Source organism: Streptomyces sp. NPDC001985, from assembly GCF_040296845.1.
Classification (GTDB): domain Bacteria; phylum Actinomycetota; class Actinomycetes; order Streptomycetales; family Streptomycetaceae; genus Streptomyces.
Genome location: NZ_JBEOYB010000030.1, coordinates 42,646 through 68,866, shown reverse-complemented (window position 1 = coordinate 68,866; position 26,221 = coordinate 42,646). Strand labels below are relative to the sequence as shown.

Here is a 26,221-nt window from a genome sequence, read left to right as displayed (position 1 = left end):
TGCCGGCGGGACCGGCGCGTTCCGCCGGCTCACCGGGCTCTCTGCCAGGGAATGCCGTTGTTCAGGGGCTTCAGGCTAGCTCGTACCGTTCCGTACCGCCGTCGGCCCTGGTCCGTCCGGCGTCGGTACGCCTACCTGCGGAGGAGCCTCTCACGCACCGGTACGCTGCGGTCTGCGCTCCCGTATCCAGCAGATGACAAGCAGATGAGAGGCAGTGTGCTGGTGTCTCCCCTCCCCTCGGTCCGCCCGGTTCCCGCGGTTCTCGCCGGAGGGTTCCGGGTCTCCCGGGCCCGCAGAACCGTGCTCTCGGTGGTGCTCGCCGCCGGGCTGGCCCTGACCGCCACGGCCTGTGCCGAGGAGAAGAAGCCCGATCCCGACAAGGGGACCAACGGGGTCGGGAAACTCCCGGCCGAGGAGATCGAGAACCGGGCCCGCGCGGCGGCCGAGGCCTCCGACGCGGTGCGTCTCTCGGGGACCCTGGTCGGCAAGGGCGGCACCTTCAAGCTCAATATGCGGCTCAAGGAGGACGGCGGCACGGGCTCGGTGACCTCCACGGAGAACACCTTCGAGCTGCTCCGGGTCGGCGATGAGCTGTTCCTCAAGGCCGATGCGGGCTTCTGGACCCATGAGGACGGCAAGGGGGCGCCGGGCGGCACCGCCGCGCCCTCGCCGAGCCGGGCGGACGCGGAGGCCGCGGGGAAGCTCGGCGACAAGTATGTGAAGGTGCCCCAGGGGGACCCGGCGTACAAGGAGTTCCGCGGCTTCACCGAGATGGATGTGCTGCTCGACGGCCTGCTCGGCATGGGCGGGGAGCTGAGCAAGGGCGAGCGCACCCGGGTGGGCGGCGTCCAGACGATCAAGGTGCAGGCTGCGGACGGCGCGGGCGGGGTGCTGGACGTCTCGCTGGAGGGCGAGCCCTATCCGCTCCGGTTCGCCCGGGCCGGCGGCAAGGGCGTGCTGACGCTCGCCGAGTGGGACGCGGACTTCGAGCTGAAGCCGCCGGACACGTCGCAGATCGTCGACTACGGCCGCCAACTGCCCAAGAGCAGCGACTAGGGAGTTTCTTCCGGATCGGGCCGGATCGGTGAGCGGGGGCCGCTTCCGGCGGAGCGCGGCCCGCGCCCGGTGGAGCGCGGGGCTCAGCCCGTCTTCCGCTTCCCGCGCCGCGAGAGCAGCAGCCGGGGGAGGGCGGGCGGTGCCGGGTCGCGGGTGGTCGCCGGTGAACCGGCCGGGGCCGCGGCCAGCGAACCCGCCGGATGGGTGGTGGTCGAGGAGACCGGGGTGAGCCGGAGCACCCGGCACTCCCGCGCCCACCGCTCCGCCACCCGCTCCGCGTCCACCGAGTTCAGACGCTTGCCCTTCAGCTCCGGGACCACCGTCTCCCACTCCTGCGAGTGCGGCGCCAGCTCCCTCACCTCCGCCGTCCAGGCGATCAGCCGGCCGCCCTTGTCCTTGCTGCGGACGGTGACCTCGGCGCTGCCGCCGTCCCGCAGGCCCGTCAGGGGCTGCTCGCCCGCGCCGTCGCCGACGAGATGGGCGGCGCCCTCGTGCCACACATGCCACAGGGCGCGCTCGGGGCCCTCGCCCCGCACCCAGAGGAGACCGGACTTCTTGGTGGCCTCCTCGACCAGGGCCTGGCCGAGCAGCGCGGAGTCCTCTTCGGGGCGGGGGGCGAGATCTGTCATGCGCGCAGCCTATCCACCCGGCCGGCGGCGGGCGCCCCGCACGGTGCGCGTCCCGGGGCCGGGGAGCTCCTCCCCGATCCGGCCTGATCCACAAGAAACGCCCTAGAGCCAGCCGTTCCGCTTGAGCGTGCGGTGGATGGTGAAGCAGATCACCGCGATGGAGGTCAGCACCATCGGATAGCCGTACTCCCACTTCAGCTCCGGCATGTGATCGAAGTTCATGCCGTACACCCCGCACACCGCGGTCGGCACCGCGATGATCGCCGCCCAGGATGTGATCTTGCGCATGTCCTCGTTCTGCGCCACCGTCGCCTGCGCCAGATTCGCCTGGAGGATCGAGTTCAGCAGCTCGTCGAAGCCGATGACCTCCTCCTGCACCCGGGCGAGGTGGTCGGCGACATCGCGGAAGTACTTCTGGATGTCCGGGTCGATCAGCCGCATCGGCCGCTCGCTCAGCAGCTGCATCGGGCGCAGCAGCGGGGAGACCGCGCGCTTGAACTCCAGTACCTCCCGCTTGAGCTGGTAGATCCGCCCGGCGTCACTGCTGCGCTGACGGCCCTTGGAGGGGGCGGAGAAGACATCGATCTCCACCTCGTCGATGTCGTCCTGCACCGCGGCGGCGACCCCGATATAGCCGTCCACGACATGGTCGGCGATGGCGTGCAGCACCGCGGACGGGCCCTTCGCCAGCAGCTCCGTGTCCTTCTGGAGGCCGTGCCGGAGCGCGCGCAGGGAGCCCTTGCCGCCGTGCCGGACGGTGATGACGAAGTCCCGGCCGGTGAAGCACATCAGCTCACCGGTCTCCACGACCTCGCTGGTCGCCGTCAGTTCGGTGTGCTCCACATAGTGGATGGTCTTGAAGACGGTGAAGAGGGTGTCGTCGTACCGCTCCAGCTTGGGCCGCTGGTGGGCGTGGACGGCGTCCTCGACGGCGAGCGGGTGGAGCCCGAACTCCGCCGCGATCCCGGCGAACTCCTCCTCCGTGGGCTCGTGCAGCCCTATCCAGGCGAAGCCTCCGCCGTCGCGCACCTTCAGCATCGCCTCGCGCGGCGAGGGGCAGGCCCCGCTCTCCAGCCGGCGGCCGTCGCGGTAGACGGCGCAGTCGACGACGGCGCTGGAGGCGGAGGGGTCACGCGTGGTGTCGTACGAGTTGTAGGGGGCGCTGCTCTTGCGCAGGGAGGGGCGGACCGCTGCGCGCAGGTCACGGATCATCGACATGGCTGGCTCCTTCACGGAGAGGCCGTCGGGCGAGTGGCGTGGCACAGCCCGGAATGGGGACGTGACATTACGTCCGCAAAGCGGGCGGCACCGCGGGATCGCGGTGACGGCGTTCGCTACAGACAGGCAAAAACGAAGTGCTCTTCCGTCGTGCGAGATTCCGCTGGACGGGGCGCTGTCGTACGGGATGCCCGGATACGGAGCGCCGCGGTACGGAATGCCGTGGGCCCTGTGCGGGAAGGCCTCAGATCACCGGGAAGTGATGCCGTACGGAAGAGCGGTCGGTACTGCACGGTCGACTTCGATCCACCGCAGACCCCACCTCCTCCGGCCGGTCCCCCGTGGGGGATAGACGTGTCGCCGGGACGGGGAGCATCGCTCTCGCGTCCGTCCCCTGCGTGCTCCAGGCACGCCACCCCGGCCAGCGGCCAAGACTATCAGCCAACTGAGGCCAATCCCTGGGAATGCCCATTCCTTACGGGATTTATGCTCGCCGGATGGGAGAAGTTCTTGCTCTGGTCGAGTCCAGGCTGCTGACGGCGCTCGGTGAACCGGACGCCCGCGCGGCCGTGACGTTCCTCGGGACGGACCGTATCGAGGTGCTCCGCTTCACCGATCCGGAGGCCGGGGTGGTGCGGTACGCCACCCTCGGGATGTCCGCCCACCCGATGACCGATCCGTCGGCGGTGCTCGCCGACCCGGTCGCGGGGCCGCGCGCCGAGTTGATCCTCTCGGTGCGGGCGGGGCTCGCCGACACCGACAAGGTGCTGCGCCCGCTCGCCGTGCTCGCCGCCTCCCCTCAGGTGGAGGGGGTCGTGGTGGCGCCCGGGGCCTCCCTCGACACCGGTGAGCCGCTCTGGCCGGCCGCGCCCTTCACCTCGGTGCTGGTCGCGGAGCCCGGCGGTCTCGTGGCGGATCTGGAGCCGGGGCCTCCGCTCGATCCGGTGCGTTTTCTGCCGCTGCTGCCGATGACGCCGAACGAGGCCGCGTGGAAGCGGGTGCACGGCGCACAGGCGCTCCAGGAGCGCTGGCTGGCCCGGGGGGCGGATCTGCGGGACCCCCTGCGCGCCTCCGTGACCCTGGACTGAATCACCGCGTGTCTCCCTTCCGTCCTGCTGTTTCCGCCGCCGGCGCGGCCGCCGGACGGCTCGGCGAGGCCCCCGGGCCGGCCGCGCGCAGGGCCGTCCGGGGGAGCGGCGGAGCGTACACGCACACGCCGGACGGGTGATCGTCCTTGACGCGGCGGCGGCCGGGTAGGACCGTTGAGCGCTATGAGGGGCGAACCCAGTTGCCCGAAGTGCGGTGGCCGGGTCAGGGCGCCCGGTCTCTTTGCCGATTCCTGGCAGTGCGACGCGGACGGCGCGGTGCATCCGCTCCAGCCAGTGATCCCGCCCAGTGTCGAGGCTCTCGGTGTCGTGGTGCACCGGGCCGGAGTCCCGGTCTGGATGCCCTGGCCGCTGCCGGTGGGCTGGCTCTTCACCGGTGTCGCCTACGCGGGCGACGACCGCAGCGGCGGCCGTGCCACCGCCGTGGCCTGCTCGGGGCCCGGTCCGCTCGGCGGCATCGGTGAACTGCTGCTGGTGGCCGAGGAGTTGGGAGTCGGCCTGGGCGCGCGGTACGCGGGCATCGAGGGCCCCGACCCCGGACCCCATATGAATGTCTCCGGACCGCCCCACACCAAGGTGCTGGCCGCCGGCCGGCCCACCCCGCTCTGGCATGTCCCCACCGCCCCCGACGACCGGGCCGTCTTCGCGGGCGAGGCCCGGGGGCTCTGGCTGTGGGCGATCGTCTGGCCGGAGCAGTCCGGTCTGCTGATGTACGACGAACTGGTCCTCACCGACCTGCGGGACGCGGGCGCGGAGGTGGAGCTGGTGCCCTGCGGGGCGCTCTCGCCGAGGCTGCTCTCGTAGCCCCCGCCCGCCCCGGGCGCCCGCCCCGAGTCCTCCCCGGGAGGGCGGGGCCCCTTTCGGTGCCCGATACACTGGAGCGTCCCTGTCCGTTCCGCCCCTGGAGTCAGCGTCGTGCGCATCGATCTGCACACCCACTCCACGGCGTCGGACGGCACGGACACCCCCGCCGAGCTGGTCCGCCGGGCCGCTGCCGCCGGACTGGACGTCGTCGCCCTCACCGACCACGACACCACCCGCGGCCACGCGGCGGCCCTCGCCGCCCTCCCCGAGGGGCTGACCCTGGTCACCGGCGCCGAGATCTCCTGCGCGCTCGACGGGGTGAGCCTGCATCTGCTGGCGTATCTCTTCGACCCCGACGAGCCCGAGCTGCTCCGCGAGCGGGAGCTGGTGCGGGACGACCGGGTGCCGCGCGCCCGCGCGATGGTCGCGAAGCTCCGGGAGCTGGGCGTACCCGTGGAGTGGGACCAGGTCGCCCGTATCGCCGGTGACGGCTCGGTCGGCCGCCCGCACATCGCGACGGCCCTGGTGGAGCTGGGCGTCGTACCGACGGTCTCCGACGCCTTCACGCCGCGGTGGATCGCCGACGGCGGCCGGGCGCACGTCGGCAAGCACGAACTCGACCCCTTCACCGCCGTCCGCCTCGTCAAGGCGGCCGGCGGAGTCGCCGTCTTCGCCCACCCCGCCGCCGCCAAGCGCGGTCGCACGGTGCCCGGCGAGGCGATCGCCGCGCTGGCCGAGGCCGGTCTCGACGGGATCGAGGTCGACCACATGGACCATGACGCGGCGGCCCGGGAGCGGCTGCGCTCCCTCGCCGGCGGTCTCGGGCTGCTGACCACCGGGTCCAGCGACTACCACGGCAGCCGCAAGGACATCGCGCTCGGCGCGTTCACCACCGACCCGGAGATCTACGGCGAGATCACCCGGCGGGCGACCGGCGCGTTCCCGGTCCCCGGCGCCGGCGGACCGCGCGTCTAGCTCCTCGCCCCACCCTCTCCTCTCTCCTCTTCCCGCAAGGCCCTCACGTGTTCGACGCTGCCGTTTTCGGCTCCCTCTTCCTGACCCTTTTTGTGATCATGGACCCTCCCGGGGTCACCCCGATCTTCCTGGCCCTGACCTCAGGCCGCCCCGCCAAGGTGCAGCGCCGGATGGCCTGGCAGGCGGTGGCCGTCGCCTTCGGGGTGATCACCGTCTTCGGCCTGGTCGGCCAGCAGATCCTGGACTATCTCCATGTCTCGGTGCCCGCGCTGATGATCGCGGGCGGGCTCCTGCTGCTGCTGATCGCCCTCGATCTGCTCACCGGCAAGACCGATGAGCCCAAACAGACCAAGGACGTGAATGTCGCGCTCGTGCCGCTCGGCATGCCGCTGCTGGCCGGGCCCGGTGCGATCGTCTCGGTGATCCTCGCGGTGCAGAACGCGGACAGCGGCGCGCAGCAGACCGCGGTCTGGCTCGCGATCGTGGCGATGCACGCGGTGCTCTGGGTGGCCATGCGCTACTCGCTGCTGATCATCCGGGTCATCAAGGACGGCGGTGTGGTGCTGGTGACCAGGCTCGCCGGGATGATGCTCTCCGCGATCGCCGTGCAGCAGATCATCAACGGAGTGACCCAGGTCGTCCGGGGCGGCTGAGCGCCCCGCCCGTCCCCGACGCCCGCCTCCCCGTCCCGGACGCGCGCCGCCGGGCACGACAGCGCCCCCGTACGGATTCGTCCGTACGGGGGCGCCGCGCGTCGTGCAAGCGTTACCAGGTGTGTCGAGCAGGTGTTACAAGGCCGAGGGGTCGACCGGACGGATATAGACGCGCTGGCCGGTTGCGGCGGCCTGCTGCACGATCCGGTTGACAGAGGCGGCGTCCACGACGGTGCTGTCGACGGCGGTGCCGTCCACATCGTCCAGGCGCATGATCTCGAAGCGCAAGGGCTTCTCCCTTCGTCTGATCCTCCTGAGAGAACTGGTGTCTGTGGGTAGAACAGCGATGTAGCCTGCAAACATTCCCTACACTAAAGAAAATCTTTCCTTGTCTAACTACTGGCGGGTACCCCCGCGCGGCCGGAAAATGGGTCGCGTATGAACGACCCAGAGATCAGCCCAGAGATCAGCACGGACATCGACGCGGCCGTGAGCGCCCTCGCCGTCCGGATGGACCACGCCAACGAGCTGCTCCAGCGCATGCTCGCGGAGGTCGCCAAGACCCCCTCCACCCACGCCATCTTCGTGGACGCCGGATATGTGTACGCCGCGGCCGGACTGCTGGTCGCCGGGACGGAGGACCGCCGGTCCTTCGACCTCGACGCCGAGGGAATGATCGAGGCCTTCATCGACAAGGCCCGCACGATCTTCGCGGACAGCAGACTGCTCCGGGTGTACTGGTACGACGGAGCCCGCCGGCGCATCCACACCCCCGAACAGCAGGCCATCGCCGAACTCCCGGATGTGAAGGTCCGGCTCGGCAACCTCAACGCCAACAACCAGCAGAAGGGCGTCGACTCCCTCATCCGCACGGATCTGGAGTCGCTCGCCCGCCACCGCGCGATCAGCGACGCGGCGCTCGTCGGCGGCGACGAGGACCTGGTCTCGGCGGTGGAGGCCGCCCAGGGGTACGGGGCCCGGGTCCATCTGTGGGGCATCGAGGCGGGCGACGGCCGCAACCAGGCCGAGCCGCTGCTCTGGGAGGTCGACAGCCAGCGCACCTTCGACCTGGACTTCTGCCGCCCGTACATCACCCGGCGGGCCGTGACGGTGTACGAGAACGAGGGCGCGCCCCCGCCCTCCCGCGACGAGGTGCGTTTCGTGGGCGCGCAGATCGCGGCGACCTGGCTGGCCGAGCGGGGACGCGAGTCGCTGGTGGAGCTGCTGCCCGGACACCCCTACTTGCCGGGGCCGGTGGACCAGGATCTGCTGATCGAGGCGGAGCGGGTGCTCCAGCGGTCGCTGCGGGGCCACGCGGTGCTCCGAAGGGCGCTGCGGGACGGGTTCTGGCAGCACCTCCAGGCGCAGTTCTGACGGCGGGCCGGGGCAGCGCCCCCGGTCCTGGAACCGGAGGCGCTGCCCCGGCCCGCCCCCTACACGAACTCGGCCTCCTGCTCCCGGCCGATCCGCTCGGCGATCTTGCACACCGCGCCCACCGCCGAGAGCGCCAGATCCTGGCCCGCCCAGAGCGCGCGGACGCCGAGCCGGACGCGCGGCAGTCCCGCGAGCACCGTGAGCCCGTAGCACTCATCGCCCCGGCACATGGTCTCGGCGGGCAGCATCGCGATGCCGTAGCCGCTGCGGGCCAGCTCCCGCGCACCGCCCACCGAGCCGGCCTCGACCGTCGGCGGATCGACGCCGTACAGCTCCCGCACCGCCGACACCAGCACCCGGTGGGAGGCGCAGTCCGGGTCCACCACCAGGACGCGCGCGGTGGCGAGGGCACGGCCCGCGCCCTTCTCCCGCGCCTCCGTGGCGAACGTGGCGGGACCCACGGGCACCACGTCCAGCGGCGGCAGCTCCCGTACCGTCACCCCGCCGGGCAGCGGTGTCCGTTCCCCGTAGTCGCCGTGGACGAGTGCCATGTCCACCTGGCCGGCCCGTACCGCCTCCGCCGTGCAGCCGATCGCGAGCTGGCGCGGGGAGAGCCGGACATTGGGGTAGCGGTAGCGGCACTCCCGGACCAGCGAGCTGACCCGGGACTCCAGCAGCAGCGCCGAGGCACCCACCGACACCCGTCCTGCGGTCCCTCCGGACGGATTCAGGGCGCTGGCCATCTCCTCCATCACCTGGAAGATCCGTACCGCGTGGTCGTTGAAGATCTCCCCCGCGGCGGTGAGCCGCACCCCGTGCGGCAGGCGCTGTATCAGCTGGAAGCCGATGCGGGACTCCAGCGCGCGGATGTGCGCGCTGATGCTCGACTGGGCGTACCCGAGACTCCGTGCCGCTTTGGTGAAGCTCCCCAGACGCGCTACCTCCCTGAAGGTTCTGAGCTGATACATCGACAGGTCATAGTTCACAAATCGCCCCAGTCGCAGAAGAACCAACGCAGCGTCCGTGCAGTCCAGGGGTGTGTGTTCATTCTCGCTCCTCCTTCCGTGGGAATGCCACCGGCCCAATCACGGTCCACGTACGTCCGCGACGCTTTGGTTCATGTCTGTGAAACCGGAGCGGAATGCTGGACGGGGTATCGGGTTCTCCGATGGCGCGGGGAGCGCGGCGCGGTGCGGCGGGGAGGGTTGGCTCAGGGGTGCGGTACGGGGAGCTGCGGGCGCGCGGCCTTCTCGCGGCGGCTGTGCCGGGCGACCCGCACCCGGTTCCCGCAGCCCGGCGTGCACCACTCACGGCGGGGGTGGGCCTTCACGAAGTACAGGACACACCCCGGTGCGGGGCAGGCCCGGACCAGGTCCGCGCGGTCACCGGTGAAGAGCCCCACGGCGGCCAGGGCGATCTCGCCGAGGGCGGTCAGCAGCGGGTCGGTCCCGGGCCAGCGCGGCACGGCGGTGAAGCCGGGCCCCGGGGCCAGCTCCTGCCAGGGCGAGGCCAGCCGGGCCGCCGCGTTGACCACGGCGATGTCCCCGGGCCCGGGGGTGCCGCCGGAGGCACGGGCGGCGGCGAGGTCGCGCAGGGCGCCGCGCAGCTCCAGGAAACGGGAGGTGTGCGCCGGGGAGGGGACGGCGCCGTCGAGCGCGGGGCGCAGCACGGCGCTGAACTCCTCGCGGTGGTCCGCGAGCCACCGTGCCAGCCCGCTGTCCGGTCCGACGGGGGTGTCCAGGGCGTCGATGAGACGGCCGCGCACACCGCCCTTGATGTAGGTGGTGTTGATCAGCTCCAGCGGCAGCGGCTCCCCGGCCAGGGGGAGCTGCCGCGTCCCTGGATCGTCCGGGTGCCGGGGTGGTGTGCCGCTCATGAGCCCATCTTGCCGCGCCGGTGGGCGCGTGTCAGTGCCGGTCCCAGAACCCGGCGACGGCGCCGGCGGTTTCCCGGGGGCGGTCGGTGTTGGGGGAGTGCTCGGCTCCGGTGATCACGGTGCGGAGGGCGCCGAGCCGCTCGGCCATCGCGTCGAGCTGCTCCACGGGCCAGGTGTCGTCGCGCTCACCGCTGATCACATGCTTGGGGAGGGGCCGCACGGCGGCGAGCTCGTCGACCCGGTCGGGTTCGACGGTGAGCTGTCGGCCGGTGACGGTCAGCTGTACGGGGTTGTGGCGCAGCCAGCGGTCGCGCAGGCCGCTGCCGTCGGTGTCCGCGTCCTCCGGCGGTTCGAACGCCTTCATGGCCTCCCAGACCTCGGCCATGTCCATGACGGTGAGCGCCTGGCCCAGCAGTGCGAGCCGCTCCCGCTGGGCGGGGGTGACCCGGGCGGGGCCGGAGGACATGACGGTGAGGGTGCGGAAGGGGGCGGGGTCGAGGAGGACGGCGGCGCGGGAGATCTGCCCGCCGAGGGAGTGCCCGAGCAGATGGACGGGGCCGCCGCCGAGGGCCTCGGCCTGGGCGAGCACATCGAGGGCCAGCTCGCGCTGGGTGAAGGCGCCCGGATCGTCGGGGCCGGGGGTCTCGTACTGGCCGCGCCCGTCGACGGCGACGGCGCGGTAGCCCGCCTCGGTGAGCGGCTCCAGCATCGCGATGAAGTCCTCCTTGCTCCCGGTGAAGCCGGGGACGAGGAGGGCGGTGGCTTTCGGGGGGCCGGGGGTGGGGTGGGCGTCGAGCACGGCGAAGTCTCCCCGGGCAGTGGGGAGCGCGCTCGCGCGCGCGCACGCGGGAGGCTGAAAGGTGGGCGGCCGGCTCATCCCCCGACACTACCCCCGCCCCTCCCGGGACACCGCTCCCCACGGTCCGGGGCCCGTCCTCCCTCTCCCCCAGAGCTGCCTCCGGGAGGTCCCCCCAGACGGGCTGGGTACATCCAGCCGTGCGGGCGGGCCGGCAAGTCCAGCCGTGCGGGCGGGTTGGTCAAGCTCAGCCTCGCGGGCGGGCTGGGTACATCCAGCCTCGCCGGCGTTTGAGGCGCGGGGGTTCGGGGGCTGGTCCCCGACGGTGGCCCGCAGGGTGCGGGGGCCTGTGGCCCGGGGTCCGTCCTTGAGCGCCGGGCGGGGCGGGCTGGTGCGGGGGATGGTGATGGCCCGGCTCCTCGGAGAGGGGCCGGGCCATTGAGGGGGAAGGGGAGGGTCAGGCGTCGGGCTGGGTGGCCGCGGCCTTCACCGTGCGCGTGCGGCGCCTCGGCTTCGCCTCAGCCTCCACCACCGCACCCTCCACCGGCACCGCCGCCTTCCGCGTCCGCCGGCGCGGCTTGACCTCGGCCTCGCCCTCCGCGACCGGGGCCGCGGCCACAGCCGCAACCTCAGCCTTCACCGTGCGCCGGCGCGGCGCGACCTCCGCCTCGGCGGCGGCAGCAGCAGCCACCACCGGCTCCGCGGCCCCCACCCGGGTGCGGCGGCGCCGCCTCGGGGCGCGGGGCTCCACGGCCTCGACAGCCTCCACGGCCTCCGCCGCGACCTGCTCCGGCGCTGCGGCCTCCACCGCGACCTCGGCCGTCGGCGTGCCCGCCCGGGTGCGGCGGCGCTGCCGCGGCGTCCTGGTGCGCGCGGGCCGCTCCTCCTGCACCGGCGCGGAAGCCGACGACTTGCTCCGGCCACGGGACCCGGTCTCGCCCAGATCCTCCACCGCCTCCGCCGCGAGCCCGGCCCGAGTGCGCCCGGCACGCGGCAGCACACCCTTGGTGCCCGCCGGGATGTCCAGCTCCTCGAAGAGGTGCGCGGAGGTCGAGTACGTCTCGACGGGGTCGCTGAACCCCAGGTCCAGCGCCTTGTTGATCAGCTGCCAGCGCGGGATGTCGTCCCAGTCCACCAGCGTGACCGCGATCCCGGACGCCCCGGCCCGGCCGGTGCGGCCGACCCGGTGGAGATAGGTCTTCTCGTCCTCGGGCGACTGGTAGTTGATGACGTGCGTCACGCCCTCCACATCGATCCCGCGCGCGGCGACATCGGTGCACACCAGCACATCCACCTTGCCGTTGCGGAACGCCCGCAGCGCCTGCTCGCGCGCGCCCTGTCCGAGGTCGCCGTGGACGGCCCCGGAGGCGAACCCGCGCTGGGCGAGCTGGTCGGCGATGTCCGCCGCCGTGCGCTTCGTACGGCAGAAGATCATCGCGAGCCCGCGCCCGTTCGCCTGGAGAATCCGCGAGACCAGCTCGGGCTTGTCCATGGAGTGCGCGCGGTAGACCCGCTGCGTGATGTTCGCGACGGTCGCGCCCTGGTCGTCCGGCGCCGCGGCGCGGATGTGCGTGGGCTGCGACATGTAGCGACGGGCCAGTCCGATGACCGCACCGGGCATGGTCGCCGAGAAGAGCATCGTCTGCCGCTTGGGCGGCAGGAACTGGATGATCTTCTCGACGTCCGGGAGGAAGCCCAGGTCGAGCATCTCGTCGGCCTCGTCGAGCACCAGCGCCCTGACCTTGGAGAGGTCGAGCTTCTTCTGGCCCGCCAGGTCGAGCAGCCGCCCCGGAGTGCCGACGATCACATCGACACCCTTCCGCAGCGCCTCGACCTGGGGCTCGTACGCCCGGCCGCCGTAGATCGCCAGCACCCGCACATTGCGGACCTTGCCGGCGGTCAGCAGATCATTGGTGACCTGGGTGCACAGCTCGCGGGTGGGGACGACCACGAGCGCCTGAGGGGCGTCGGTGAGCTGCTCGGGCCTTGCCCGGCCCGCCTCGACGTCCGCGGGGACGGTGACGCGCTCCAGCAGCGGCAGACCGAAACCGAGCGTCTTGCCGGTGCCGGTCTTGGCCTGGCCGATCACGTCGGAGCCGGAGAGCGCGACGGGGAGCGTCATCTCCTGGATGGGGAAAGGGTTCACGATGCCGACGGCCTCGAGGGCCTCGGCGGTCTCGGCCAGGATTCCGAGATCCCGGAACGTGGTTGCCTGCGTAGTCAGGGTGTTGCCTCTTCTGTGAGACGCGGCGCGAGGCGAACGATGGGGGTCGTACCGCACCCGGGTGAGCGGGCCGGCCGTGGGTTGGCCGGATGGTGCGGGACCACTGCCGTCGCTCGAGCGCTCTCGCCGCTGAGGGGGCCCCTCATCCACGGTCGTGCGCGAAGGCGCACGGCCCGCGTGGAGGGCGGTCGGGTCGGAGCCGATCGTGCCACCGACCGGGCATCCTCATGGTGATCAGAAGAAATGAATCCTTCTGGTCAAACACTGTGATCGCCCACCGAGAATCAGAAAAACGCTCAGCGGGCGCAATACCACTGTACCCCGGATTCGCGCATGTGTGTTGGGCGATTTCGTAGGAACCGTGGTGGCGAAGGGGTACGGGAGAGCCCCTGGCCCGGCTGACCAGCCCCTTACGCGCCGGTGCCGGCGGGCTATTGTGCGCTTCATGGAGACGCCTGACAACGCCGCTGAACCCACCGAACCCACTGAACACACCGGTATCGCCGCCCAGAACTGGGCCGAGGCCTCCGCCGAGCCCCAGTACCGGGCCGCCGTCGTGGATCTTCTCGGCGCACTGGCCTATGGGGAACTGGCCGCTTTCGAGCGACTCGCCGAGGACGCCAAACTCGCGCCCACCCTCGGTGACAAGGCGGAGCTGGCAAAGATGGCCTCCGCCGAATTCCATCACTTCGAGCGGCTCCGCGACCGGCTCACCGCCATTGACACCGAGCCCACCGGCGCGATGGAGCCCTTCGCCCAGGCGCTGGACGACTTCCACCGCCAGACCGCGCCGTCCGACTGGCTGGAGGGACTCGTCAAGGCATATGTCGGCGACTCGATCGCCAGCGACTTCTATCGCGAGGTCGCCGCCCGCCTCGACTCGGACACCCGGGCCCTGGTGCTCGCCGTGCTCGACGACACCGGCCACGGGAACTTCGCCGTCGAGAAGGTGCGCGCCGCGATCGAGGCCGACCCCCGCCTCGGCGGCCGGCTCGCCCTGTGGGCGCGCCGGCTGATGGGCGAGGCCCTCTCCCAGGCCCAGCGGGTCGTGGCGGAGCGCGACGCGCTCTCCACCATGCTGGTCGGCGGGGTGGCCGACGGCTTCGACCTGGCGGCGGTCGGCGAGATGTTCGCCCGGATCACCAAGGCCCACACCCGGCGGATGGCGGCCCTGGGCCTCGCCGCCTGAGCCCACTCGGGGAGAGCGGCTCGCGGTGGCGGCGGCAGGTCCGGCGGCGGGAAGCGGCATCGGGGACGGCGGGGGAGACGGGACCGCTCAGAAGGGCAGGGCCCTGCGCAGCCGCCGCCCGGAGGGCCGTACCAGCAGCGACAGCAGCACCGCCCCGATCAGCACCGCGCCCAGCACGGTCCCGGCCCGGTGGCCGGGGCCGAGCGCCGAGTACGTCACCCAGGCACCGAAGGCGGCACCGAGCCCACCCGTGAGATACACCACGCGGCGGGCCGGGAGCCGGCCCGAGAGATGGCGGTCGGCCGCCCACGCGAGGGCGAGTCCGAGCAGAACCGAACCGAGCGCTTCCAGCAGCACTGCTGATCACCTCGCGGACACGAGTCGGGATGGGGCGGTCACAGCCCGTACTACCCGCTGACCTCGGAAAGCAACCCTCCGCCGCGCCCGCGGCAGATCCATTTCAGGGACACCCCGACCGGCGCGGCCGGACATGCCGAGGGGCCCGTACGGGAAGTCCCGTACGGGCCCCTCGGCCCTGCCTGTTCCGGTGCCGCGCCCTACAGCGCGCCGAAGCCCACGCGCCGTGCCGCGGGCTCACCGATCTCCACATAGGCGATCCGGTCCGAGGGGACCAGAACCCTGCGGCCCTTGTCGTCCGCGAGGCTGAGCAGCTGCGCCTTGCCGGCCAGCGCCTCTCCCACCGCGCGCTCGACCTCCTCGGCGGACTGCCCGCTCTCCAGAACGATCTCCCGGGGCGCGTGCTGCACGCCGATCTTGACCTCCACGGCTATGTCCCTCCGAACGGTCAGTGCGTTGCGCGGTCAGCCGCGCCGTACCCCGCACACACTAGCCGGGCCGGAGCGGCGCCCGGCCGCCCCGGGGAACGCCAAGAGCGAACACCGCCGCCGGAGCGTCAGTGCTGCTCGCCCGCCGGATCGGTGCCGTACAGCGGGAAGCCGGCGATCCCGCGCCAGGCGAGCGAGGTGAGCAGTTCCACCGCCCGGTCCCGGGGGATGGCGGACTCACTGGAGAGCCAGTACCTGGCCACCACCTGGGACACCCCGCCCAGTCCCACGGCGAGGAGCATCGACTCCTCCTTGGAGAGACCCGTGTCGCCGGCGATCACATCCGAGATCGCCTCCGCGCACTGGAGGGAGACCCGGTCCACCCGCTCCCGCACCGCGGGCTCATTGGTGAGATCCGACTCGAAGACCAGCCGGAAGGCCCCGCCCTCGTCCTCCACATAGGCGAAGTAGGCGTCCATGGTGGCCGCGACCCGCTGCTTGTTGTCGGTGGTGGACGCCAGCGCCGTGCGGACGCCCTGGAGCAGCGCCTCGCAGTGCTGGTCGAGCAGGGCCAGATAGAGGTCCAGCTTCCCGGGGAAGTGCTGATAGAGCACGGGCTTGCTGACACCCGCCCGCTCGGCGATGTCATCCATGGCGGCCGAGTGGTAACCCTGTGCCACAAAAACTTCCTGGGCGGCGCCCAGAAGCTGGTTTCTGCGGGCTCGGCGTGGCAGACGTGTGCCCCGCGGGCGCGCCGCCTCTGTCTGCTCGATGGCTGTCACGCCGCCTCCCAAATTTGTTCCGTGCGCGCTGTGCGCCGCGCCGCCATCGTACTTTTGGGTAACCCGGGCTTGCGCGTCGCGGACGCAGAATTTCACGGACCGGACAGTCGCGGTAGCTTCCTATTCGGGGGCAAAGAGGGTCAGGTCATCGGTAGTCGTCCTCGTCCTGGCCCACGACGCGCGCCTGCTCCAAGGCGTCCGCCTCGTTCGCCGCGTCCCGGTCGATGTCCGTCAGGGGTTCGTCGCCCTGGGGATTCACCTCCCTCCGCTGCTCCACGGCGTCGGCCTCGGGGACCTCGGCGCCGAGCGCTCCGTTCCCGTCCGCCGCCTCCTGCCCGGGGCCGTGCCCGGCGTTCCCGCCGCGCGCGCCGCCCGCTGCTGTCTCGCGTTCGTCCCTGCTGTCGGGGTGGTTGGAGTCGTTCGAGTCGTCGGAGTCGAAGGTGTCCGGGTGAGTGGGATCGACAGCCATGCGGCACCGCTTTCCCTGAAACGGGGGACTCATCCCTTCCGTGGCCTGGGGCCTCCTTCGAGCCTAGAAGCTGCGGGGGCGGGGCGCTACGCGGTGGCGGGCGGCGTGTGACGCCGAACACACGATGGCCGGTGTGATCGTCTCGTAACATTGCCGCATGTCTTCGACCGAGCTGCCCGGTGTCCAGGCCGCCGTCACCGCCGCGGCGGTCCCCCGGGTCGCCGCCGTCCGGGTCGCCGAGGGGGAGGAGCTGCGCTCCGTCGCCCTCCCGGGTCTCTCCCTCACCGTACGGTCGCGCCCGCCCGCCCGCACCGGGCTGCCGCCCGCCCTGTACGTCCACGGGCTCGGCGGGTCCTCGCAGAACTGGTCGGCGCTGATGCCGCTGCTCGCGGACGTGGTGGACGGCGAGGCCGTCGATCTCCCCGGCTTCGGCGACTCCCCGCCACCGGACGACGGCAACTACTCGGTCACCGCCCACACCCGCGCGGTGATCCGCTATCTCGACGCCGCGGACCGCGGCCCCGTCCACCTCTTCGGCAACTCCCTGGGCGGCGCCGTCGCGACCCGGCTCGCGGCCGTCCGCCCCGATCTCGTACGGACGCTCACCCTGGTGTCGCCGGCCCTGCCCGAGCTGCGGGTCCAGCGCTCGGCGGTGCCCACCGCGCTGCTCGCGCTCCCCGGCGTCCCCCGGCTCTTCGCCCGTGTCTCCCGGGACTGGCCGGCCGAGCAGCGGGTCCGGGGGGTGATGGCGCTCTGTCACGGGGACCCCTCCCGGGTCAGCGACGAGGCCGTGGGCCATGCTGTGGAGGAGATGGAGCGCCGCTCCCAACTCCCCTATTTCTGGGATGCGATGGGCCGCTCGGCGCGCGGTATCGTCAACGCCTACACGCTCGGGGGCCAGCACGGTCTGTGGCGGCAGGCGGAGCGGGTCCTCGCGCCGACGCTGCTGGTGTACGGAGGACGGGACCGGCTGGTCGCGTACCGTATGGCGCGCAGGGCGGCGGTGGCCTTCCGTGACTCGCGGCTGCTGACCCTGCCGGACGCCGGGCATGTGGCGATGATGGAGTATCCCGAGACGGTCGCGCGGGCCGTCCGGGAACTGCTCGACGACACCGGTAGGAGCTGATCGGAGCCCGTGGGACGACACAGCCGCAAAGGCCCCGCACCCAAGGGCGACCGGACGGACCCCCCGTCCGCCCCCCGCGACGGCGCGACCCCTCCCCGGGGCGGCGGCGAGCGGTACGGCGCCGCCGAGCGGGAGGCCGTCGCACCCGCGGCACCGGCCGCACCCGACCCGGGCATCGGGCGGCGCAGGCGTTCCGCTGCCGCCGGAGCACACCCGGGCCAGGGCCGTCCGGACCCCGTCCACCCGGCACCCGGTTCCTCCGCCGCCGGACACCCGGCCGCCGGTCACGGCGCGCCGGTGACACGGGGCGGGCACCCCGAGCAGCATGAGGCCGGCGGCGCCTGGGGAGACCCGGGCCGGCCTTCCGGCCCCGGCCCGCGCCGGCCGCAGGGCGCCCGCATACCGGGCCCGCGGCGGGAGTTCGTCGACGCCTTCGACGGCTCCCGGACACCGGTCGCGGCCGACCTCTACGCCTCTGTCACCACCTGGCCCGACGAGCCCTCCGGCGGCACCGCCGCACCGGCCCGGGGCGCGCCCGCGGTGCCCGCCCCCCGCCCCGGCGGCGGCACGGGAGCGGGTGGCGGCGCGGGAGCGTCCGGGGACGGCGACGGCGGTGGCGGTGGCCGGGGCGGCCGGGCCGGCCGGTCCGGCGGGGGCGGCAAGGGCCGCACCTTCACCGGGATCGCCGCCGCCGCCGTGACCACCGTGCTCGCCGTCGTGGTGGCCGGCCAGGTCGCCGAGGAGAACACCGGCGGCCCGGGGACGTCCACCACCGGACCCGACCGCACCGACGAGGACTCCTCCTCCCGCTCGGAGAACCGCTCAGCCCCCTCGGAGAAGCGCCCGGCCCTCTCGGGCGGAGCGCCGACGGCGCAGCCCCCCACCTACGCGGAGCAGATGGCCCGGCAGTTCTCCATCGAGCCGGAATCGACCGCGAAGGGCGACTTCGAAGCGGTTCCCGGTTTCGACCGGGCGCCGGGCAACGGCCGGAAGATCCGCTACCGCGTCGATATCGAGAAGGGGCTCGAAATGGACGGCAGGCTCTTCGCCCAGGCCATCCAGCGCACCCTGAACGACAGCCGGAGCTGGGCCCACAACGGTGTCAGAACATTCGAGCGCATTTCCTCCGGCGAACCGGAATTCGTCGTCACACTCGCCAGTCCGGGAACCACGGACAAGTGGTGCGCCAAATCGGGGCTGAACACCTCCATCGACAAGGTGAGCTGTGATTCCGCCTCCACCGACCGAGTGATGATCAATGCCTTCCGCTGGGGCCAGGGGTCGGACACCTATGGCCCCGAGGCGATGCACGCCTACCGCCAGATGCTCATCAACCACGAGGTGGGGCACCGGCTCGGTCACGGGCATGTGAACTGTGGCACTCCGGGAGCGCTCGCGCCCGTGATGCAGCAGCAGACGAAGTCCCTGAACATCGGCGGGGTGAAATGCCGCCCCAACCCCTGGCCCAACCCCGGGAGTTGAGCCCCGGGCCCCGCTCCGCCGGACCCTGTTCCCCGGCGGGGATCATGTCCGGGATGTGAGACGAGTGTCTCACGCCCGGCCGTGAGGGCTTTGACATCGGCGGCCGGGTCCTCCATATTTCTCGGCATGTCGCACCGTCACGCCGCCTCCGAACGCGCCGCCATTGAGCTGGCGCTCATCGGCGTGACCGGGCACAGCGTGGCCGACATCCACTGTCGCTGACGCCTGCCCGAGCGCGTACCGGCCGATGTGCCGGTCCGGTTCCCTCAGTCGGCCTCCCCCTTCCCGTGACGGCGCCCCCGCGGAATCCCGCGAGGTCTCTCCGCGTCCGGTGAAGCCGGATTCCCCTGAAGGCCGCGCCTGGGCGTGCCCCACGTCCGCAGGCGCGGCATCCCCTCCTCCCGTGCGCCGTCTCGCTCGCACGGCCACTCGTCGGCGCCTGCACGGACATCCCCTTCCCTGCCGGGCTCAACGAGAGGTCTCCTTCCCATGCGTCAACTGTCCGTCATATCCCGCCGCGTGGCAGCGGCTGCCCTCGGTCTCGCCGTGGTGTCGGGCGCCGCCGCCTGCGCCGGACCGCAGGACGACGGCGCCGAGGACAGCGCCGCGGGCGGCGACAAGCCCCGGCGGGGCGGCATCCTCACCGTGCTCAACTCCGAGCCGCAGACCGATTTCGACCCCGCCCGGCTCTACACGTCCGGCGGCGGCAATGTCCCCTCGCTGGTCTTCCGCACGCTGACCACCCGCAACCGCGAGGACGGCCAGGCCGGCACCGAGGTCGTGCCCGACCTCGCCACCGACCTCGGCCGGCCCAACAAGGACGCCACGGAGTGGACGTACACCCTCAAGGAGGGGCTCAGATACGAGGACGGCTCCCCGATCACCACCGCCGACATCAAGTACGGCATCGAGCGCTCCTTCGCCGCCGAGCTCTCCGGCGGCGCGCCCTATCTGCGGGACTGGCTCATCGGCGGTGACACCTACCAGGGCCCCTACAAGGACAAGAAGGGCCTGGCCTCGATCGTCACCCCGGACGAGCGGACGATCGTCTTCAAGCTCCGCAAGCCCGAGGGCGAGTTCCCCTATCTCGCGACCCAGACCCAGTTCACCCCCGTCCCCCGGGCCAAGGACACCGGCACCAAGTACGAGGAGCGGCCCCTCTCCTCCGGCCCGTACCGGGTGGTGAGGAACGAGGGCGACGGCGAGCGGCTGGTACTGGAGCGCAATCCGCACTGGTCGCAGAAGACCGACCCCGAGCGCAAGGCGTACCCCGACACCGTCGACGTGGTCTCCGGGCTCGACTCGGCCGTCATCAACCAGCGGCTCTCCACCGGCTCCGGAGCGGACGCCTCCGCCGTCACCACCGACACCAATCTCGGCCCCGCCGAACTCGCCCGGGTCGCCGACGACAAGGAACTCGCCGGCCGGGTCGGCACCGGCCGCTTCGGCTATGTGAACTACCTCGCGTTCAATCCGAAGGTGAAGCCCTTCGACGACATCAGGGTCCGCCAGGCGATCTCGTACGCCATCAACCGCACCAGCGTCATCAACGCGGCGGGCGGCTCCGCGCTCGCCGAGCCCGCGACGACCTTCCTGCCCGAGACCAAGGCGTTCGGCCACACTCCCTACGACCACTTCCCCGCCGGGAAGACGGGCGACCCCGGCAAGGCCGGGCGGCTGCTGAAGGAGGCCGGGCACGAGAACCTCCGCATCACCCTGACCCACTCCACCGAGCAGAACCGCCAGACCAGCCCCGAGGTCGCCACCGCCGTCCAGGAGGCGCTGAAGAAGGCCGGGATCACGGTCGAACTCCAGGGCCTGGAGAACAACGCCTTCAACGAGGCCCGCTGGAGCGCCGCGAAGGCCCCCGGGTTCTTCCTCTCCCGCTGGGGCGCCGACTGGCCCTCCGGAGCCCCCTTCCTCGCCCCGATCTTCGACGGCCGGCAGATCGTCAAGGACGGCTCCAACTACAACCACGCCCAGCTGAACGACCCCGCCGTCAACAAGGAGATCGACGAGATCAACAAGCTGACCGACCTGGACGCCGCCGCCGAGCGCTGGGGCGCGCTCGACCGGAGGATCGGTGAGCGGGCGCTGGACGTCCCGCTGTTCCACCCCGTCTACAAGCGGCTTTACGGCAAGAACGTCAAGAACATCGTGATCAGCGACTGGACCGGGGTCCTCGACATCTCGCAGGTCGCCGTCAAGTGAGCACCGCACTCGATCTCCCGGCCGCGGACGCCGCCCACCGGGCGCCCGCGGCCGGGAGCGCCATCACACGCCTCGCCGCCCGGCCCTCCGCGCTGATCTCCGCGGGCGTCCTCGCCCTGCTGGTGCTGCTCGCGCTCGCCGCCCCGCTGCTGACCGCCCTGGAGGGCCAGGACCCCCACACGTACCACGACTCGCTCGTCGACTCGGCGCGCGGCGGCGTGCCCATCGGCTCGTTCGGCGGGGTGAGCGCCGACCACTGGCTCGGCGTCGAGCCCGGCACCGGGCGCGATCTCTTCGCGCGGCTGCTGTACGGGGCCCGGGTCTCGCTGCTGGTCGCCGTCGGCGCGACCCTGGTGCAGGTGGCGATCGGCATCGTCGTCGGCCTCGCGGCGGCGCTCGGCAACCGCTGGGTGGACGCGGTGCTCAGCCGGGTCACCGATGTGATGGTGGCGCTGCCGATGCTGGTGCTCGGGATCGCGCTCACCGCCGTCGTACCCCCCGACTTCCCCCGCCCGCTGCTGCTGATCCTGCTCATCGGCGCCCTGGGGTGGGGCGGTACGGCCAGAATCGTGCGGGCGCAGACCCTCTCCCTGAAGCGGCTGGACTTCGTCGCCGCCGCCCGGCTCGGCGGCAACGGCCCCTGGCGGGTGGCCCGGCGCGAGCTGCTGCCGTCGCTGGCCGCACCCGTGATCACCTACGCGGCGATCCTGCTGCCGGTGAACATCGTGGTCGAGGCGTCCCTGTCCTTCCTCGGTGTCGGCGTGAAGCCGCCCACACCGTCCTGGGGGCAGATGCTCTCCAGCGCGCAGACCTGGTTCCGCGCCGACCCCATGTACGTCCTGCTCCCCTCCGGCCTGCTCTTCGTGACGGTCCTCGCGTTCACCGTCCTCGGCGACGCGGTGCGCGCCGCGCTGGACCCCAGGGAGGCGAGCCGGCTGCGGGTCGGCACCCGCGCGGAGCGCCGGGTGTCCCGGAAGGAGAGGGGCGCCGCATGACGCGCTTCGTCCTCAAACGGCTCGGCGGCGCGGTGTTCGTGCTGCTGGTGCTCTCGGCACTGGTCCACGGCCTGTTCTATCTGGCCCCCGGCGACCCCGCCCGCCTCGCGTGCGGGGAGCGCTGCTCACCCGCGCAGATCGCCCAGGTCCGCGAGCAGCTCGGGCTCCACGAGCCGGTTCTCACGCAGTACACCGACTTCCTCCGGGGCGTCGTCGCCGGGCGCGACTACAGCACCGGCACCTCGGTGCTGCGCTGCGACGCGCCCTGCCTCGGCCTCTCGTACCAGAGCGACCAGCAGGTGACCGCGCTCCTCCTGGACCGGCTGCCCGCCACCGCCTCGCTCGCCCTCGGCGCGATGGCCGTCTGGCTGGTCGTCGGCGTCGGCACCGGGCTGCTCTCGGCGCTCCGGCGCGGCGGCGCCACCGAGCGGGCCCTGACCGTGCTCACCCTCGCCGCCACCGGCACCCCCGTTTTCATCCTGGGGCTGCTGCTGCTCATGGTGGTCTGCGCCTACCTCCAGTGGCTGCCCTATCCGGCCTATGTGCCCCTGGGCGACGACCCCGAGCAGTGGGCGTGGAACATGCTGCTTCCCTGGCTGACCCTCGGTCTCTTCGAGTCGGCGAAGTACGCCCGGCTCACCCGCGGCGCCACCCTGGAGACGCTGGCCGAGGACCATATCCGTACCTTCCGGGCGTACGGCGTGGGGGAGCGGGCCATCGTCGGGCGCCACGCGCTCCGGGGAGCCGTACCGCCGGTGATCGCGCTGAGCGCACTCGACGTCGGCACGATGTTCGGCGGCGCGGTGCTCACCGAGTCGCTGTTCGGCCTCCCCGGCCTCGGCAAGACGCTGATCGACGGGGTGCGGGTGATCGACCTGCCCGTGGTGGTGGGGGTGGTGCTGGTGATCGGCACCGCTGTGGTGCTGGCGAACGTGGTCGCGGATCTGCTGTACGCCGCCGCCGACCGAAGGGTGGTCCTGTCATGACGGCGGCACTGGTGGGGGTCACGGACCTCGTGGTGGAGTTCCCCGGCTCCGGTGGGGCGCGGGCGGTCGACGGCCTCTCGTTCGCCCTGGCCCCCGGCCGCGCCCTCGGCCTGGTCGGCGAGTCGGGCAGCGGCAAGAGCACGGTCGCCGGCGCACTCCTGGGCCTGCACCGGGGGACCGGCGCGCTGACCTCGGGGAGCGTGCGCGTCGGCGGTACGGATGTGGGCACGGCGAGCCCGTCCGAGCTGCGCGCCCTGCGCGGCTCGGTGGCGGCGATGGTCTTCCAGGACCCGCTCTCCTCCCTCGATCCGTACTACTCCGTCGGCGACCAGATCGCCGAGGTGTACCGGGTGCACACCCGCGTCTCCCGGCGCGCGGCGCGGGCCAGGGCCGCCGAGGTCCTCGACCGGGTCGGCATTCCCGACGCGGCCCGGCGGGCCCGCTCCCGCCCGCACGAGTTCAGCGGCGGGATGCGCCAGCGGGCCCTGATCGCGATGGCGCTGGCCTGCGAACCCCGGCTGCTGATCGCCGACGAGCCGACGACCGCGCTCGATGTGACCGTGCAGGCGCAGATCCTGGATCTGCTGCACGGGCTGCGCGAGGAGACGGGGATGGGGCTGCTGCTCGTCACCCATGACGTGGGGGTGGCGGCGGAGAGCGTGGACGAGGTGCTGGTGATGAAGGAGGGGCGGGAGGTGGAGCGGGGGCCGGTGGGCACGGTGCTGAAGGCCCCCCGGGAGCCGTACACCACGGCACTGCTCGCCGCGGTGCCCCGGCTCCCGGGCGAGGTTCCGGGGGCCCTCGCGCGGACCCCGCCGACCGGTGAGCCGCTGCTCGACGCCAGCGGGCTGGGGCGCTCCTTCGGGCGCGGCAGGGACCGGGTCGTCGCCGTCGACGGCGTCGACCTCACCGTCCACGCCGGGGAGACCCTCGGTGTCGTCGGGGAGTCCGGCAGCGGGAAGACCACCCTCGGCCGTCTCCTGGTCCGGCTGCTCGACCCCACCGCCGGCCGCATCCACTACGCCGGTACGGAGATCGGGGCGCTCTCCGAGAGGGCCCTGCGGCCCCACCGGCGGGAACTCCAGATGGTGTTCCAGGACCTCGTCGCCTCCCTCAACCCCCGCCGCTCCATCGGGGAGTCCATCGCCGACCCGTTGCGCGCCTCGGGGCTGCGCGACGAACGGGAGATCCGGCGCCGGGTGGCGGAGGCCCTGGAACGGGTCGGTCTCGACCCCGACAGATACCGGGGCTATCCACACGAGTTCAGCGGCGGGCAGCGCCAGCGGGTCGGGATCGCCCGTGCCCTGATCGCCGAGCCGAGGCTCATCGTCTGCGACGAGCCCGTCTCCGCGCTCGACGTCACCACCCAGGCCCAGGTGACCGGGTTGCTGCGGGAACTCCAGCGGGAACTCGGCCTCGCGCTGGTCTTCATCGCGCACGACCTCGCCGTCGTCCGGCAGATCAGCGACCGGGTCGCCGTGATGCGCCACGGCCGCATCGTCGAACAGGGGCCCGTGGAGCGGCTGTACGGCGCGCCCCGGGACCCGTACACCCGGCGGCTCCTCGCCGCCGTGCCCGTGCTCGACCCGGATCTGGCCCGCGCCCGGCGCTCCGCGCGCGGGGAGCCGGCCGCGGCCTGATCTCCCGTAACGGAGTGTCCCCGTAGCGCGACAGAACGCTACCGGGGGTGGAAAGTTACGTGTTTTCACCCCTTCCGGTGGTGCGACGGACAACCGTCCATCGCACCGCCGGGGTACCGGCATACGGTCTTTGCGCTGTGAGTCGCCGGGCAACGGCGGCCCTTCGCCAGGGAGATCGGGGGTGTGCGCGGGTGCGGATCGGACTGCTCACGGACAGTGGCTCCCCCGCCGTGCCGGACGGTTCCGGGGGGTGGTGCGACCGGCTCGTGGAAGGGCTCGCCGCCCAGCACCGGTTCGACCGCTACGACATCGGCGCGCACCGCACCGGAGCCGTACCGGGGCAGGCGCGGGGCGGCTCCGGCGGGCGCCGGGCGCGCGGACGTCTCACCGGGCACGCCCGCGACCTCGTCACGGCGATCTGCGACCCGGCGGAGGGCGCTGCCTTCGCCTCCGGTCTCTACGGACTCGCCGAGACCGCCAGGGAGCACGGGGGCGCGCTCGGCGGAGCCCTGCGCTCCGAATCCGTTCTGCGGCTGCTGGAGTCCGCCTGCCGCGCCCCCGGCGCCCGCCGTGGTCTGCACCGCGCCACCGTGCCCGACATCCTCGCCTTCGCCGGGCGGCTGGAGCGCGCGCTGCGTCCGCTCTCCCTTCCCTGGTACGACGAGGAGGGCCTCGGCGCGGTCGATCTGTGCCATGCGGTCTCCGGCGCGGGCACGGCCCTGCCCGGCCTGTTGGCCAAACGCTTCTTCGGGGTTCCGCTGCTGGTCACGGAGTACGGCGTGCATCTGCGGGCGCACCATCTGGCCGCCGCTTCCGCCTCCGGGGGCGGCGGTGGTGACGGCGGCGGGGGAGCGGCGGCCGGGGCGGGCGTGCCCGGCGCGCCCCTGCGCGCCCTGTCGGCGGCCTTCCAGGGGCGGCTCGCCGCGGAGGTGTACGCACAGGCCGCGCTGATCACCTCGTGCGGCAGCCACGGGCGGCGCTGGCAGCAGCGCGGCGGCGCGGCGCCCGGTGTTCTGCGCACGGTCCACCCGGGGGCCCCGGAGGAGGAGTTCGCCGCGGTGGGGGAGGGCGGGCACATCGGTGACCCGTACACCCTCGTCTGGACCGGTGACCTCGTACCCGCCAAGGACCTCGGCACCCTGCTGCGGGCCTTCGCGCGCCTGCGCGCCGAGGAGCCCCGGGCCAGACTCCGGCTCTTCGCCACGCCGGTGCGCGACCGCGACACGGCCGCCCGGCTGGCCCACTGCGAGCAGCTCGCCGCCCGGATCGTCCCGGCCGGGCCCGCCGGGGACGGGCCCGTGTACTTCGAGGAGCGGCCCCGGGGGAGCGCCGACGCCTACGCGGTGGGCGGGATCGCCGTGCTGTCGAGCCTGGACGAGGGCTTTCCGTCCGGCCTGGTGGAGGCGATGCTCTGCGGGCGGGCGACCGTCTCCACGGATGTCGGCGCGGTCGCCGAGGTCGTCGGCCCCACCGGTCTCGTCGTCCCCCCGGGCGACCCGCGTGCCCTCGCCGATGCCTGCCTCGCCCTGCTGCGCGACCCCTGGCGGGCCCGCCGCCTGGGCGCGGCGGCGCGTGCGCGGGCGCTGGAGCTGTTCACGGCCGAGCGGAATCTCATGGCATTTCGCGGCATCTATCTGGAGCTGATCTCGCACTCCCCGGTGCGGAGGGAGGCGGTGGACGAGGCGGGTGCCCCCCTCCCGTTCAGCCACCCGCCGGAGGCGCACGTCCCCCTCCGCCTGGGCCGCCGCCCACCCGCCCCTCCCGCCCCTCCGGCCCCTCCGGCCCCGCTCCCCCGCGAGAAGGAGCCCCTGCGATGACCCCTCCTCCCGACCCCGCGCCCTGGCC

The 26,221-nt window shown here is 72.8% G+C and carries 26 protein-coding genes; 15 read left to right on the top strand and 11 right to left on the bottom strand.

The window, feature by feature from the left end; all coding sequences use genetic code 11:
* Nucleotides 1–204: 204 nt before the first annotated feature.
* The gene (locus ABT122_RS15870) at nt 205–1,056 is read left to right on the top strand and encodes a hypothetical protein (RefSeq protein WP_351551311.1); all 852 of its coding nucleotides are present in this window, start codon (nt 205–207) and stop codon (nt 1,054–1,056) included.
* A gap of 83 nt (nt 1,057–1,139) precedes the next feature.
* Here the strand turns inward: ABT122_RS15870 and ABT122_RS15865 are convergent, their stop codons facing one another.
* Both ABT122_RS15865 and ABT122_RS15860 read right to left on the bottom strand, forming a co-directional pair.
* On the bottom strand, nt 1,140–1,685 hold the full coding sequence (locus ABT122_RS15865; protein WP_351551308.1) for a hypothetical protein: 546 nt from the start codon (nt 1,683–1,685) through the stop codon (nt 1,140–1,142).
* Nucleotides 1,686–1,787: 102 nt separating this feature from the next.
* Nucleotides 1,788–2,903 carry a magnesium and cobalt transport protein CorA gene (locus ABT122_RS15860; protein WP_351551306.1) on the bottom strand — a complete coding sequence of 372 codons (1,116 nt, stop codon included), beginning with the start codon at nt 2,901–2,903 and terminating at the stop codon, nt 1,788–1,790.
* Between the two features lie 497 nt (nt 2,904–3,400).
* Between ABT122_RS15860 and ABT122_RS15855 the strand changes: the two genes are divergently transcribed.
* The 4 genes from ABT122_RS15855 (at nt 3,401) to ABT122_RS15840 (ending at nt 6,441) form a co-directional block, all read left to right on the top strand.
* A complete protein-coding gene (locus tag ABT122_RS15855; RefSeq protein WP_351551303.1) occupies nt 3,401–3,991 on the top strand; it encodes a suppressor of fused domain protein in 591 nt (196 codons plus the stop codon).
* Between the two features lie 183 nt (nt 3,992–4,174).
* Nucleotides 4,175–4,813, top strand: a complete 639-nt coding sequence (locus tag ABT122_RS15850; protein WP_351551300.1) for a DUF6758 family protein — start codon at nt 4,175–4,177, stop codon at nt 4,811–4,813.
* Nucleotides 4,814–4,924: 111 nt separating this feature from the next.
* Entirely contained in the window at nt 4,925–5,788 is an 864-nt protein-coding gene (locus ABT122_RS15845) for a PHP domain-containing protein (RefSeq protein WP_351551297.1), read from the top strand.
* A gap of 47 nt (nt 5,789–5,835) precedes the next feature.
* The gene (locus ABT122_RS15840) at nt 5,836–6,441 is read left to right on the top strand and encodes a MarC family protein (RefSeq protein WP_351551294.1); all 606 of its coding nucleotides are present in this window, start codon (nt 5,836–5,838) and stop codon (nt 6,439–6,441) included.
* A gap of 135 nt (nt 6,442–6,576) precedes the next feature.
* On the opposite strand, the gene ABT122_RS15835 is transcribed toward ABT122_RS15840, so the two are convergent.
* Nucleotides 6,577–6,729: a DUF8834 family protein gene (locus ABT122_RS15835; protein ID WP_351551291.1), complete on the bottom strand. Its 153-nt coding sequence runs from the start codon at nt 6,727–6,729 to the stop codon at nt 6,577–6,579.
* Between the two features lie 150 nt (nt 6,730–6,879).
* On the opposite strand from ABT122_RS15835, the gene ABT122_RS15830 reads away from it, so the two are divergent.
* Nucleotides 6,880–7,815 carry an NYN domain-containing protein gene (locus tag ABT122_RS15830; RefSeq protein WP_351551288.1) on the top strand — a complete coding sequence of 312 codons (936 nt, stop codon included), beginning with the start codon at nt 6,880–6,882 and terminating at the stop codon, nt 7,813–7,815.
* 59 nt (nt 7,816–7,874) lie between these two features.
* On the opposite strand, the gene ABT122_RS15825 is transcribed toward ABT122_RS15830, so the two are convergent.
* The 4 genes from ABT122_RS15825 to ABT122_RS15810 all read right to left on the bottom strand — a co-directional run bounded on the left by ABT122_RS15825 (nt 7,875) and on the right by ABT122_RS15810 (nt 12,633).
* A complete protein-coding gene (locus ABT122_RS15825; RefSeq protein ID WP_351551286.1) occupies nt 7,875–8,783 on the bottom strand; it encodes a LysR family transcriptional regulator in 909 nt (302 codons plus the stop codon).
* Between the two features lie 242 nt (nt 8,784–9,025).
* Nucleotides 9,026–9,691, bottom strand: coding sequence for a CGNR zinc finger domain-containing protein (locus ABT122_RS15820; RefSeq protein ID WP_351551283.1), 666 nt, complete (start codon nt 9,689–9,691; stop codon nt 9,026–9,028).
* Between the two features lie 31 nt (nt 9,692–9,722).
* Entirely contained in the window at nt 9,723–10,568 is an 846-nt protein-coding gene (locus tag ABT122_RS15815; protein WP_351551280.1) for an alpha/beta fold hydrolase, read from the bottom strand.
* Between the two features lie 376 nt (nt 10,569–10,944).
* Complete coding sequence (locus ABT122_RS15810) at nt 10,945–12,633, bottom strand: DEAD/DEAH box helicase (RefSeq protein WP_351551277.1); 1,689 nt, start codon at nt 12,631–12,633, stop codon at nt 10,945–10,947.
* Nucleotides 12,634–13,156: 523 nt separating this feature from the next.
* Between ABT122_RS15810 and ABT122_RS15805 the strand changes: the two genes are divergently transcribed.
* Nucleotides 13,157–13,900, top strand: coding sequence for a ferritin-like fold-containing protein (locus tag ABT122_RS15805; protein WP_351551276.1), 744 nt, complete (start codon nt 13,157–13,159; stop codon nt 13,898–13,900).
* Nucleotides 13,901–13,987: 87 nt separating this feature from the next.
* Here the strand turns inward: ABT122_RS15805 and ABT122_RS15800 are convergent, their stop codons facing one another.
* The 4 genes from ABT122_RS15800 to ABT122_RS15785 form a co-directional block, all read right to left on the bottom strand.
* Nucleotides 13,988–14,257, bottom strand: coding sequence for a hypothetical protein (locus ABT122_RS15800; protein ID WP_351551273.1), 270 nt, complete (start codon nt 14,255–14,257; stop codon nt 13,988–13,990).
* A gap of 200 nt (nt 14,258–14,457) precedes the next feature.
* On the bottom strand, nt 14,458–14,685 hold the full coding sequence (locus ABT122_RS15795; RefSeq protein ID WP_351551270.1) for a DUF3107 domain-containing protein: 228 nt from the start codon (nt 14,683–14,685) through the stop codon (nt 14,458–14,460).
* Nucleotides 14,686–14,813: 128 nt separating this feature from the next.
* A complete protein-coding gene (locus ABT122_RS15790; RefSeq protein WP_351551267.1) occupies nt 14,814–15,467 on the bottom strand; it encodes a TetR/AcrR family transcriptional regulator in 654 nt (217 codons plus the stop codon).
* Between the two features lie 145 nt (nt 15,468–15,612).
* The gene (locus ABT122_RS15785; RefSeq protein WP_351551382.1) at nt 15,613–15,936 is read right to left on the bottom strand and encodes an Rv3202a family protein; all 324 of its coding nucleotides are present in this window, start codon (nt 15,934–15,936) and stop codon (nt 15,613–15,615) included.
* A 157-nt stretch (nt 15,937–16,093) separates the two neighbouring features.
* Between ABT122_RS15785 and ABT122_RS15780 the strand changes: the two genes are divergently transcribed.
* The 8 genes from ABT122_RS15780 to ABT122_RS15745 all read left to right on the top strand — a co-directional run bounded on the left by ABT122_RS15780 (nt 16,094) and on the right by ABT122_RS15745 (nt 26,193).
* Entirely contained in the window at nt 16,094–17,062 is a 969-nt protein-coding gene (locus tag ABT122_RS15780; protein WP_351551264.1) for an alpha/beta fold hydrolase, read from the top strand.
* Between the two features lie 9 nt (nt 17,063–17,071).
* Nucleotides 17,072–18,544, top strand: coding sequence for a DUF3152 domain-containing protein (locus tag ABT122_RS15775; protein ID WP_502976151.1), 1,473 nt, complete (start codon nt 17,072–17,074; stop codon nt 18,542–18,544).
* A gap of 126 nt (nt 18,545–18,670) precedes the next feature.
* Nucleotides 18,671–18,766, top strand: coding sequence for an Ms4533A family Cys-rich leader peptide (locus ABT122_RS15770; protein WP_351551261.1), 96 nt, complete (start codon nt 18,671–18,673; stop codon nt 18,764–18,766).
* Nucleotides 18,767–19,033: 267 nt separating this feature from the next.
* Entirely contained in the window at nt 19,034–20,755 is a 1,722-nt protein-coding gene (locus ABT122_RS15765) for an ABC transporter substrate-binding protein (protein ID WP_351551259.1), read from the top strand.
* A complete protein-coding gene (locus tag ABT122_RS15760; RefSeq protein ID WP_502976149.1) occupies nt 20,752–21,750 on the top strand; it encodes an ABC transporter permease in 999 nt (332 codons plus the stop codon). The genes ABT122_RS15765 and ABT122_RS15760 overlap by 4 nt, the downstream gene beginning before the upstream one ends.
* Nucleotides 21,747–22,736 carry an ABC transporter permease gene (locus ABT122_RS15755; protein WP_351551256.1) on the top strand — a complete coding sequence of 330 codons (990 nt, stop codon included), beginning with the start codon at nt 21,747–21,749 and terminating at the stop codon, nt 22,734–22,736. Before ABT122_RS15760 ends, ABT122_RS15755 begins: the two co-directional genes overlap by 4 nt.
* Entirely contained in the window at nt 22,733–24,376 is a 1,644-nt protein-coding gene (locus tag ABT122_RS15750; protein WP_351551253.1) for a dipeptide ABC transporter ATP-binding protein, read from the top strand. Before ABT122_RS15755 ends, ABT122_RS15750 begins: the two co-directional genes overlap by 4 nt.
* Nucleotides 24,377–24,567: 191 nt before the next feature.
* Entirely contained in the window at nt 24,568–26,193 is a 1,626-nt protein-coding gene (locus ABT122_RS15745; RefSeq protein ID WP_351551250.1) for a glycosyltransferase, read from the top strand.
* The last annotated feature ends 28 nt before the right edge of the window (nt 26,194–26,221 follow it).